Raw genomic sequence first — 11,374 nt, forward strand, 5'->3', positions numbered from 1 at the left:
AGTGGAGAAAAACGAGCTGTTTTTCTCCACTGGCTCCATTTAGGGACTTATCGGACAGTCCCTTATTTTCATTGCTGAACAGCAGGCGTTTCGGTTTGTGAATTTCCATTTCCATCCGTTTGTGAACGATCGATGTTACTGCCTGGATCTTGAGGAGGAGTTGGTCTGCCGCCTTGATTGCCGTTTTGTGTACTGTCATTTGGCGTCTGCGGCTGTTCAGGATTCTCGTTTTGATTTTCCTCTTCATTTTGCCCGTTATTTTGTTCATTGTCATTTTCGTTCTCTAATTGATCCTCTTCATCTTGTCCTTCATTTTGTTCCTGTTCAGGCGGGATTAATTCATCTGGTAATTCTTCTTGCTCCTCTTCCTCCACAGAAGGTATTTCGATCATTGCGCTTGCAGGATCGCTTCGCATGCTGTCCCTTACAGCTGTAACGCTGAATTTATATACAGAACCAGGTTTCACATTTGACAAGACATACGATTTGTCTTTTGTAGTCGTTAATACTTTGGAAGCAGCGTTATCGATCGAGGCGCTCACTTCAAATGAAACGTCCGATTCACTGTGATTCCAGCTAAGCTTCACTGCATTCGTTTTTTGATCATAATTGATGGATAGGCCTGACGGTTTGTCCAGCTTTTCATATTTCGTTGAAACTTTTGTCGGCTCTTCGCCTCTTACAAAATATTCGTACGTAATCATATTTTTTGGCGTATATTTGCTTGCAAGCTTCGCCGGATTAGATCCTTTTTCGATTGCCTTTTTCACCACGCTTTTCGGCTGTTTGAAATCGGATGAATCCCCGTCAGATACATGCCGCATTAGCTTTCTAAAGATGTCTCTAGCAATTTGCTGTTCCCTTTTTGTTATATACATTTTCTCTTCATTTTTCTCATATCCAGTCCAAACAGCAGCCGTGTATTTTGGTGTATAGCCGACAAACCAATTGTCTTTTGCTGCACCGCGCTCCGGATGATATTTTGCTTTTTCTTGCTCTGTAAAGTTCGTTGAACCCGTTTTGCCGGCAATATTCAAGCCAGGCACCCGAGCTCTTGTACCGGTTCCTCGTTCTACAACGGTTTTTAACATATCGGTGATCATAAATGCTGTGTAATCGCTCATTGCTTCAACCGGATCTGGTGTTAAATCAGCTTTTGTTCCATCAACAAAAACAACCTTTGTTACGGAATATGGTTCATTGTATATACCGTTGTTGCCAAAGGCGCTGTAAGCCCCCGCCAATTGAAGAGGGGATATGCCGTGTTCAAATCCGCCGATTGCGTATGCTTCTGTAATTTTATCGATTTTAATTCCCAATTTCTCGGCAAATGCTTTTGCCCTCGATTCACCAACCTCTTGAAACGCCTTTAATGCTGGGATGTTTCTTGAATCAGCCAATGCTTCTCTGATTGACATCTGCCCTTTATAGCTGCGGTCATAGTTGTTTATTGGTTTTCCGTTTGAATACGTGTACGGCTCATCAACGATTTGGTGATACGTTGACCATTTTAAATGCTCAATGGCAGGGCCGTAATCTAAAATAGGCTTAATGGTTGAACCAGGCTGCCGTTTTAAATCAACAGCATAGTTAAATCCGCCAATCGGTTGGTTTCTCCCGCCGCCGATAGCGCGTATTTCACCTGTTGTCGTGTCGATTAGAGCAATTCCAGCCTGAAAATATTTGCTCGGATAACTGATTTCATCGCCGTTCAATAATTGTTCAACATATTCTTGAGCATCTGTATCGATTGTTGTATAGATTTTTAATCCTGCTGAGCTCGGATCAACGCCAAGCTTTTTTCTTACTTCTTCAATCGCATGTTCAATAAAGGCATGATATTTGTTTTGCTGCTGTTTTGGTTCTACTAATGATTCTGTGATGGATGTTTGTTTAGCTTTTGCCGCTTCCTCTTCACTGATAAATCCGTTTTTAACCATTAAATTTAAGACAACATTGCGGCGCTTTTCCGCCAGATCGGGATTTTTTCTAGGGTTGTATAGATCAGGATTTTTAATCATCCCAGCCAGCATTGCCGCTTCAGACAGCGTGATGTCTTTAAGATCCTTCCCGAAGAAAGCTTCCGTAGCTCTTGCGACGCCGTAATAGTTGCCGGGATAATAAATTCTGTTTAAATACATTTCAAGTATTTCATCTTTTGAATATTTTTGCTCCACTTGCAAGGCAAGCCATGCTTCTTGAGCTTTTCTTTTTACTGTTTTGTCAAGAGATAAAAAGGAAAGCTTGACAAGCTGCTGCGTAATTGTACTTGCACCTTCAGAACCGAATCCTTCTTTAAAGTTGGCAATTACAGCGCCTCCAATACGAATTGGATCGATTCCGTTATGTTTATAAAATCGAACATCTTCCGTAGCAATAAACGCATCTTTTACAACTTGCGGAATTTCATCGATTTTCACATATGTCCGTTTTTCCGAACCGACTTCACCTATTTCATTTCCGTCCTTGTCATATACTTTTGATGACATATTTCCTTTTAAAAGATCATCATTTAGAGGAGGTGCTGTTGCTGCAAAATAAGCAAATGTCGATGTTCCTCCAATGATGCCTACGAGCCCTAACAAAAGAATGAAAAACACAATTTTTCTTGCGATTCCTTTTTTCTTCGGCTTTTTTTTCTTACTTGCTAAAGCTTTTCGTCTTTCTTCCCTCGATTTATATTGTTGACTCATTATAAATCCAACCTTTCATTTAGAATGAAAAGGGCAGTAGCTAAAAATATAACTTGTCTATTATACTAATATAATCAACTCTTGGGCAATAGCCAAGGGGGATATGGTGACCACATTCTACAATTTCTTGATGCGAAATCGATTTTCTTCCCCCGTTTTTCTGTCTTTTCCAAAAATGCATCAATTTTTCAGCCTCTAAGAAGTATATTTGATTTAGTTTAGTGAATCGTATAATTAGAAAACATATTCCGTTTTGTTCGAGCACAGCTTTCATATGCTCGATTTGATGATCATGAATATTTTTTAGTGGAAAAGAGCTGTTTTTTGTCTCTTTTGCTTCAAAGTCAATATATTTGCCTTTATAAACTCCGTTGTAGTCGGTTGTTGAAGCCTGTTTAAAATAAGCTTCTTTAATGACTGCTGCGCTCCGTTTCGGATAATCAACCGAAACGATTTGGATCGGAGTCGGTTTTTTATGGATGACAGCTATTCCATTTTCCCTGTAATAAAGATTTGTCTCATTTAAGTCGTCCTCGAGGGTCATCCCTCTATTTGAATATTGTATTTCAACTGGGACTGGATTCGCTACATTTTGTTTAGCTTTCCACAACTTTCCGTTAGGATAACGAATAGCCAAGCGATCTCCTCCTTTTTCCTACTATTTATATCTTAACAAAAAATGTTAACCTTTTTTCGATGAAATGACTTCATTATACATGATTTAAGTTGAAAGAGGGAATACTATGTCACTACATGATATAATATTACAAATAAAATTAAAAACAGATGACGGAAATGTTGATAATATTTCACGGACGGAACGATATGCAAAGTTTTATAAAAAACATCCGGAAGTAAAATGGGCGTTGCTGGCAAGCATGGTCTCCAGAAACGCCGGCTGGTTTATGACAGATTTAGAAGGTATTCCCCTCAAACAGGCTTTGCCTTATGAAAAACGGCAATGGCTCTTTTTATCAGTTGAAACCGCAAACTGGCTCATTTTTGCTGATGCTTATCCACAGCTTTTACTATATGAATATTCCAAGCGTCACAACAAACCGATGTTTTATTTGCTCGAAGCTTTTCATGTATCCGCCTTTATGATGGAGGAGTGGGAACGCTTTTTCCGCACAAAAGATGAGAAAAGGCTTTTAACCTCCCTTATTATTAATGAGCAGCATGTTATTCAAAAACCGGTTATTGATCATCCATTATTTAAAAAATTTGTCTTTCACAGCTTGCCGTTTATTTTTCAAGATCTATTTCATTTTCGCGTTATACTGTTTCCGACGTTAACAGGAAAATTGTACGGATTTTCCACCCATCAATTCAGCCATGTCAAAAAACGGATTGAATTGGGAAAAAGGCTGGCATGGCTTTTATTTCATCCTCTTTACCATGGACAGTTTCTAAAATTTTCAAATCGTGTAATACATACAGGATCACGGTATGATTATGAAAAATATATGAAAAAAACAACAAAAAGAAAATCCCCATATTTAAGGACGGCTTTTCCGATAATCTCACACGAAATAGACGAAAAAGAAAGAGAATGGTTTCATGGACAGCGGCTCGGAAAGTATTATAAAGATCCAGAGATTCCGAAACGAATTGAATTAACTAACTGGTATGAGAAAAAACAGTCCCAGCTACATTTATTATGCATGATGAAGCAATACTTACAATAATGGTCAGGCAATGAGCCTGACCATTTTTAAGTAGAGGGTCTGTTTGGACCTTCAAGCTTTTTGTCTCCAACTCCTCGCTTTTTTTCTTTTTGACTATCATTTTGAATGGTTTTTTTATCGTTTTTCATCATAACACCTCCCATGTTTATTTTTTCTAACCTGAAAAAATACATGCGCACAATGAAGCGGATTTTTGAATGCTGCAGGGAATTTACACTTTTTTTGCCGAATCACAACTAGTTTTGTCAAACAGGCAGGACTCATATTTAGGAAGAAGAATTTTTTAGCAAAAATAAGAAAAGAGGGATGCTGATGAGTTCGTTTATAGAAAAGCAAGAGGCATTAAAAAAATTGCAGGAAATTGAAAAACAAATTGATCTTTTAGAGCAGCAATTGACGCAAAATATAGATAAAGAAATTCATCGGACAAAACAAGCCGTTTCAAACTTTATAGAAAATGGAGAAGAAAAGATGAATAAATTTGAGAAAATGTGTGCAGAAAGGAAATTCGTGCGGAGCTTGAGAAAAAAGGTAGTATAAAATTTGGTAAAACAAAAAAAATTTGCTATGATGAATCTGAGGTGAGAACCTTGGATGAAGAACAAGTCCGGAAAATCACGGAGCAATTGCTTCAAGTGATCCAAAAAAGTGCTCAACGCTTCGAGAGAACCAAGAAGGAAGGACTGGAATACGATTTTTTTGCCGAAATTAAACCGAGTGTTGACAAGATTTTGCCAATATTGGATGAATGGGAAATTGTTGCGAAAAAATGGATCAATAAGTACCATCCTAGATACCTGCATTCGCAACAAATTGATACGGCGAAAGAGCATATTGAAAACATTGTGATCCAATCTTTTTTTCAAGATACAAGCAAGGTGAGATTTAAAAATATAAAAGAATCTGCTGAATACACATTAAGAAGCATGATCCGTGAAATGGAAAAAAATGAATAAAAATGGGGAAGCGGAGAAGCGAGCAGTTTCTCCGCTTTATTATGTGTGAATATATAGACACAATCTATTGGGCTTTCGATTTACGCAAAACCTTACTTCGTTTGAAGAAATCTTGGGGTTAAAAGATTCTATCTAAAAAATATCCGTTCTTTTTTATCAATCTATGCTATTGAACTGCCGTAAACGGGACTATTCGTAAGCGGCAAAAAGAGGCCGGAGAAAATTCCCCCGCCTCTGCTTGATTTAAAGGATGTATTCAGGTGTAACGGCTCCTTGCTGTTCTAGCGTTTTGACAATATTTCGAAAGTCTTTGATGCTGATGTTTTCATAAAGATACAATCTGCGAGCAAAGTCCAGCAATTCATTTGCACATTCTGCTTCGTATTGCTTCTCCATTTTAAATCTTTCCCTCAATGTTTGAACCGTCATAAAACATCCCCCCCTAACACTTATATTAATATGTTACCATCTCTTTTGTAATTATCAATTTTAAAAAAAATAAAAACTTCCGACACTATTTGACATCTCACCCTTTAAAAGGCAAAAACATATTTTATGATTAGTTAAGTTTTTATTGGAGGGATCAAAATGTATCATGATCATGCTTATGATTGGTTAAGACCTGTTTCTTACGATCAATATTTCATGATGAATCAACATGTTGTTCCTTATTTCCAATCTCCATATTATCAGCCTTTTATGAATCCGTATCCTCAGCCTTATCCAAGCACGCTGCCTATGATGATGCCAAAAGGGTCAAATCCTTCATTGCTTTCTTCATTTAAAAAAGCGGACGGACAGATGGATTTTAACAAAATGATCGATACAGCAGGACAAGTTGTTCAAACGATGAATCAAATGAGCTCCCTTTTAAAAGGAGTCACGCAAATTTTTAAAGCTTGATGCTGAATAATGAGCTTTGAAACAATGTAAGGCGCTAGGGATGCCGTTCGCCGCAAGTCAAGGCTGTTTATGCTTTGTTGGATATACGAAAAAATCCTTTTTATACCAAAAACCTATTTTTGGAAAAAGAATATTTCCAATCGGGAACAACAGCTGATGACATGATTGCCCGGGGAATGATGAGTACCGATCACAAAACAGACAATTACAGGATGCAATAGGAAAAATGGGACTGCCCGATAAGTCCCTAAAAGGAAGCAAGTAGAGAGAAACAACGCGTTTCTCTCCACTTGCTTTTATATTTTTCGATTTTTATCTGAAAGTAGCTGGCGGATGCCGGCTATTTCAGGAAGTGTGAGCTAATGAGAAAACAATACCTCATCTTGCATCGTCTTCACCATTTTGTCTATGACACGTGCCACGTGATGTTCTGGTATGAGCAATTCAATATCGAAAATTACTTGAACTTGACGGTTGTCATATAGTTTGAAAGTAGGAGGGAATGTTAATTTCTTTTGTCAGGAGTATTTTCTTCTTTTACATCTAGTGAAAGTGCTGTTTCCGTAGTAATCATTTGATTGGTTCATAAAAAATCGTCCTTTCTGTGATGTTGGGTCCCAACTACATTTTATTTAGAAAGGACGATTTTTTTTGCTTTTTTAAAAGTGGAAAAATGAGGGACTCCAAAAGTCAGTTACCCTGACTTTTTGGACAACCTCTTTGATTAGAAGCATATTAGTCAATATTTATTTTTGTTTTTTTGGAAGGGATCACAATTTTCAGCTTTTCATTTTGAAACGATGCTTTAATACGTTGTACATCTAAGTAGGCTGGCAAATAAAAGGATTTCGCAAATTTGCCATGAGACTTGAACATTTGCGTCATCTGTTTTTCATCATTTGTTTGTTCAATATGTTGATCTTGCTGAATGGAAATCGTTAATACATGATCATACGATTCGATGCGTATTTGCTCTTTTTTCACTCCTGGAAGCTTTCCCTCTAACACCCATTCTTGATCGGTTTCATGAGTGTCAAAATGAAAAAAGGGAAGGGACATTGCGGTATCAAACAAATCATGAAACGGTTTTAATAGCGATTGAATGTAGGCAGGATCGAAAAATTGTGAAAACCTGCCTGGAAGCGGATCTAGTTGGGAAAACACGGGCAAAAATTCATCATGTTCCTTTTTGTCTTTTTTCATCTTGCTCTCTCACTCCCTTTCTTTTTTTCACATTTATATGCAAAAGAGTTTCGAAAAGTTTATACGAAAGCTTCCAATGAAAACATGCTTTATTTACGAACGTTTATTCGTTAGAATAGATGTAGTGAATTTGAGGAGGAATGGGTTATGCTTGGGCGGAAACCTTTTGAAAAAGTCATCCATGATTTTAGACATGACGAGCGTTTTCGGGATCAGATTGTATATTGGCACACAATACCTGAAAAAGAAGCAATCACAGTTCCTTTTCCAGAAGATATGGATAACCGATTGAAGGAAATGTTGAAGAAAAAAGGAATTGAACAATTATACAGTCATCAAAAAGAAGCGTTTGAATTAGCGTTAAATCATCACAACATTGTCGCTGTAACCCCGACAGCGTCGGGAAAAACGTTGTGCTACAATTTGCCTGTTTTAAACGCAATATTAAAAAACAATAACACGAGAGCATTATATCTTTTTCCGACAAAGGCGCTAGCTCAGGATCAAAAAAGCGAACTGAATGAATGGATTGAAGGAATAAAAACGGAGATAAATTGCTATACATACGATGGAGATACTTCTCCAACGATCCGTCAAAAGATTCGAAAAGCTGGTCATATTGTTATGACAAATCCTGATATGCTACATTCAGGCATTTTACCGCATCATACGAAATGGGTGTCGCTTTTTGAAAACTTAAAATATGTCGTCATCGATGAATTGCATACATATCGCGGAGTATTTGGAAGCCATGTTGCGAATGTAATCAGAAGGCTGAAGAGAATTTGCCGATTTTACGGAAGCGACGTTCAATTTATATGTACGTCGGCAACGATTGCAAATCCGTTGGAATTTGCTGAAACATTGATTGGAGAGAAAGCGGTTCTTATTGATCGAAACGGAGCCCCAAGAAGCAAAAAACATTTCATCTTTTACAATCCGCCTGTTGTTAACAAGCCTCTCAATATCCGCAGAAGCGCCATGATTGATGTAAAAGAGATTGCGGAAGAATTTTTAAAAAACGACATTCAAACGATTGTGTTTGCTAGAAGCCGGACAAGGGTTGAAATTATTTTAACGTATCTGCAAGAGATGACGAAAAAGGAATTGGGATCGAAAACGATACGCGGATATCGCGGAGGTTATTTGCCGAAGCAGCGAAGGGAAATTGAAAAAGGCCTTAGAGAGGGAAAAATTAAAGGTGTCGTCAGCACCAATGCTTTGGAGCTAGGGGTTGATATCGGTCAGCTGCAGGTTTGCATTATGACAGGATACCCCGGATCGATTGCCAGCGCGTGGCAGCAATCAGGCCGGGCGGGCAGAAGGGAAGAGGAAGCAGCAATTATTCTCGTCGGAGGATCGAGTCCATTAGATCAATATATTTTAAAGCATCCAGAATATTTGTTTGAAAAAAATCCGGAAAGTGCGATCATTCATCCAGATAACTTAATCATTCTCGTAGATCATATAAAATGTGCGGCGTTTGAGCTTCCATTTCAGTCAGGTGAAACGTTAGACGGGGTGGAGGTTGACGATATACTTGATTTTCTGAAAGAGGAAGGCGTTCTTTACGAAAACGGAGGCAGATGGTATTGGATGAGCGATTCGTTTCCTGCACATGGGATCAGCTTGCGTTCTGCTTCTCAAGAAAATGTCGTAATTATTGACACTACAAATGGCGCAAATGTCATCGGGGAAATGGACCGATTCAGCGCCATGACGATGCTTCATGAAGAAGCGATCTATTTGCATGAAGGAAGGCAATTTCAGGTTGAAAAGCTCGATTGGGAAGAAAAAAAAGCATATGTTTCTGAAGTCAATGTTGACTATTTTACGGATGCGAACCTAGCTGTTCAATTGAAGGTGCTTGAGGTGGATCAGGAAAAGGAAAGCAAGAGCATGGAGATTGGATTTGGAGATGTCATGGTGCTTGCCCAACCGACGATATTTAAAAAAATCAAATTTGGCACACATGAGAACATTGGTTCTGGTCCTATTCATCTGCCGGAGGAAGAGCTTCATACAACAGGTGCTTGGATTAGCTTTCAAAATGACATTTTTTCTGTTTTATCGGAAGAACAAATGGAAAAAGCTTTAGTCGGTATCAGCCATGCTTTAAAATATGTGAGTGCTCTTGCAGCAATGTGCGATCCAAACGATCTTGACGTTGTATTTCAAGTGAAATCCATTCACAACGGAAAACCGACCATCTATTTGTATGACCGATATCCAGGCGGGGTCGGGCTGGCGAAGAAAGTATTTGATGAGTTTGAATGCTTGCTTGAAAGAACGGAAGAAATGGTAACAAACTGTAAATGTGATGATGGCTGCCCTTCCTGCATCGGTCTTGATGGAGAATCGAGCGGAAGAAAGGAAGCGGCGCTTCGGCTGCTTCAATATATAAAGAAAGGACAGATTCTATGTCCATAAAACAAAAATTAAACAGATTAAAAAATCATATTGTTCATGAAGACGTATTGAAAAAGGAACAGGATATAGAGATTCCATATTTAAAACGCTGGGAAAGCGTTGGAGTCAAGCCGTTTTTCTTTGATGGCCAATATATTCTCATCCGTGAAGTAGAATATCCGCTCAATTATCGCCATGGATTGTATGAATTGAGCGAAGTAATTGATGTTGTAGATTACTGGAATGACAATGAAATGGAGCATCCGCTGTCAGCAAAAGGGCATAAACCTTATGAACTTTTCTTTTTCGATACGGAAACGACTGGTTTAAAGGGCGGAGCAGGCAATATGATCTTTTTACTTGGATTTGCGCGGATATTATTCGATAAAGTGGTGATCAAACAGCTTTTTTTGCCTGCTCCTGGCCATGAGGTTGCTTTATATCAACGGTTTTTAAGTGAAGTAAATATAAAAACATTAGTCACATACAATGGAAAAGCATTTGATTGGCCTCAAGTGAAAACGAGGCATACTCTCATTCGCAATATGGTGCCACAATTGCCTGAGTACGGCCATTTTGATTTATATCATGCTGCTAGACGTCTCTGGAAAAATAGATTGGAGTCGGTAAAATTATCAAATGTTGAAAAAGATATTTTGCAAGTGAACCGAAAGGAAGATACTCCCGGCTATTTAGCGCCGATCCTTTACCATCATTTTTTGAAAGATCCAAATCCTGATAGTGTGATCGGAATTTTTCAGCATAATGAGATGGATATTCTCTCCTTAATTTCACTTTATATTCATTTGTCAAAAAAGCTTTTATTTCCCGATGACAACCATGATGATAAAGAACTGTTTGAAATGGCAAGATGGTTTCAAGCTCAAGGAAATGAAAAGCTTGCTTATTTTTCATATGCGAAAATAAACGAGCAGTCAAGCAGCCTTCACCTCAAGGCGAAATTTGAAATGGCAATGCTGGCAAAACGAAACGGACGTTTGGATGAGGCAGTGAAACTATGGAGCGAAATTAAAAAACATGGACAAGGCTTTTTGAAAATAAAAGCTTTAGTCGAACTGGCCAAATTTTATGAGCATTATGAAAAAAATATTGATGCTGCATATATGGACACAAACGAAGCGATTCAAATTTTGAAACAGTTGGAAAGAATGGGAGTATCCAAACATTCAACACAAAAAGAAGAGCTGCTGAAAAGAAAATGGAGGCTGGAAAAGAAAAAAAATAAGTTGGAAGATTTGGAAGAAAGATGAAACAATTACTCGATCACAACCGTCTAATATAAGGATTTGTTAAAAGGAATAGATGCCGGCGGCAACATATTTTGGTATTATATTCGAGTAAAAACGGCATCGCCTATTAAATGCTTTTTCTGTCAAATATAAAAAAAAAGAGAAAGATTGACTAGCAAGGGGCTGTCCAAAAAGTCAGGGTAACTGACTTTTTGGAGCCCCTCATTTTTTCACTTTTTAAAAAAAATGCACAAAAAAATCGTCCTTTCTAG

General features: G+C 38.1%; 10 protein-coding genes. 6 read left to right on the top strand and 4 right to left on the bottom strand.

All coding sequences use genetic code 11. The annotated features are described in order from the left end of the window. Window positions 1-68 precede the first annotated feature (68 nt). Together FB379_RS12925 and recU are read right to left on the bottom strand one after the other, a co-directional pair. Window positions 69-2,693 (bottom strand): transglycosylase domain-containing protein, encoded by a 2,625-nt coding sequence (locus tag FB379_RS12925; RefSeq protein WP_144598149.1) that lies wholly within the window; start codon window positions 2,691-2,693, stop codon window positions 69-71. Window positions 2,694-2,733: 40 nt separating this feature from the next. Further along, the gene (gene recU, locus FB379_RS12930; RefSeq protein ID WP_144598150.1) at window positions 2,734-3,330 is read right to left on the bottom strand and encodes a Holliday junction resolvase RecU; all 597 of its coding nucleotides are present in this window, start codon (window positions 3,328-3,330) and stop codon (window positions 2,734-2,736) included. A gap of 106 nt (window positions 3,331-3,436) precedes the next feature. Here recU and FB379_RS12935 point away from each other — a divergent pair, with 106 nt between their 5' ends. From FB379_RS12935 to FB379_RS12945, 3 genes are all read left to right on the top strand, one after another. Beyond that, a complete protein-coding gene (locus tag FB379_RS12935; RefSeq protein ID WP_144598151.1) occupies window positions 3,437-4,381 on the top strand; it encodes a DUF2515 family protein in 945 nt (314 codons plus the stop codon). Window positions 4,382-4,693: 312 nt separating this feature from the next. Further along, a complete protein-coding gene (locus tag FB379_RS12940; RefSeq protein WP_066251875.1) occupies window positions 4,694-4,921 on the top strand; it encodes a hypothetical protein in 228 nt (75 codons plus the stop codon). Window positions 4,922-4,971: 50 nt separating this feature from the next. Further along, window positions 4,972-5,337, top strand: a complete 366-nt coding sequence (locus tag FB379_RS12945; RefSeq protein ID WP_063388542.1) for a YppE family protein — start codon at window positions 4,972-4,974, stop codon at window positions 5,335-5,337. A gap of 243 nt (window positions 5,338-5,580) precedes the next feature. Here FB379_RS12945 and yppF read toward each other — a convergent pair whose 3' ends face one another. Continuing rightward, a complete protein-coding gene (gene yppF, locus FB379_RS12950; protein ID WP_063388541.1) occupies window positions 5,581-5,766 on the bottom strand; it encodes a YppF family protein in 186 nt (61 codons plus the stop codon). A 159-nt stretch (window positions 5,767-5,925) separates the two neighbouring features. On the opposite strand from yppF, the gene FB379_RS12955 reads away from it, so the two are divergent. Further along, window positions 5,926-6,240 carry a YppG family protein gene (locus FB379_RS12955; RefSeq protein WP_094246113.1) on the top strand — a complete coding sequence of 105 codons (315 nt, stop codon included), beginning with the start codon at window positions 5,926-5,928 and terminating at the stop codon, window positions 6,238-6,240. A gap of 735 nt (window positions 6,241-6,975) precedes the next feature. Here FB379_RS12955 and FB379_RS12960 read toward each other — a convergent pair. After that, complete coding sequence (locus FB379_RS12960; RefSeq protein WP_144598152.1) at window positions 6,976-7,443, bottom strand: Hsp20 family protein; 468 nt, start codon at window positions 7,441-7,443, stop codon at window positions 6,976-6,978. A gap of 147 nt (window positions 7,444-7,590) precedes the next feature. Here FB379_RS12960 and FB379_RS12965 point away from each other — a divergent pair, with 147 nt between their 5' ends. Further along, complete coding sequence (locus FB379_RS12965) at window positions 7,591-9,873, top strand: DEAD/DEAH box helicase (protein ID WP_144598153.1); 2,283 nt, start codon at window positions 7,591-7,593, stop codon at window positions 9,871-9,873. After that, the gene (locus tag FB379_RS12970) at window positions 9,864-11,123 is read left to right on the top strand and encodes a ribonuclease H-like domain-containing protein (RefSeq protein WP_094246110.1); all 1,260 of its coding nucleotides are present in this window, start codon (window positions 9,864-9,866) and stop codon (window positions 11,121-11,123) included. Before FB379_RS12965 ends, FB379_RS12970 begins: the two co-directional genes overlap by 10 nt. Window positions 11,124-11,374 lie beyond the last annotated feature (251 nt).

Origin of the sequence: Aeribacillus composti, from assembly GCF_007827555.1 — a bacterium.
In the GTDB taxonomy this organism is placed as follows: Bacteria; Bacillota; Bacilli; order Bacillales; family Aeribacillaceae; genus Aeribacillus; species Aeribacillus composti.

What these genes read in the sequence shown, in the direction of transcription:
- FB379_RS12960 (WP_144598152.1), bottom strand. Translation starts at nt 7,443, where the DNA reads ATGAAAAAAGACAAAAAGGAACATGATGAATTTTTGCCCGTGTTTTCC.
- FB379_RS12965 (WP_144598153.1), top strand. Translation starts at nt 7,591, where the DNA reads ATGCTTGGGCGGAAACCTTTTGAAAAAGTCATCCATGATTTTAGACAT.
- FB379_RS12970 (WP_094246110.1), top strand. Translation starts at nt 9,864, where the DNA reads ATGTCCATAAAACAAAAATTAAACAGATTAAAAAATCATATTGTTCAT.
- FB379_RS12925 (WP_144598149.1), bottom strand. Translation starts at nt 2,693, where the DNA reads ATGAGTCAACAATATAAATCGAGGGAAGAAAGACGAAAAGCTTTAGCA.
- FB379_RS12935 (WP_144598151.1), top strand. Translation starts at nt 3,437, where the DNA reads ATGTCACTACATGATATAATATTACAAATAAAATTAAAAACAGATGAC.
- FB379_RS12955 (WP_094246113.1), top strand. Translation starts at nt 5,926, where the DNA reads ATGTATCATGATCATGCTTATGATTGGTTAAGACCTGTTTCTTACGAT.
- FB379_RS12940 (WP_066251875.1), top strand. Translation starts at nt 4,694, where the DNA reads ATGAGTTCGTTTATAGAAAAGCAAGAGGCATTAAAAAAATTGCAGGAA.
- yppF (WP_063388541.1), bottom strand. Translation starts at nt 5,766, where the DNA reads ATGACGGTTCAAACATTGAGGGAAAGATTTAAAATGGAGAAGCAATAC.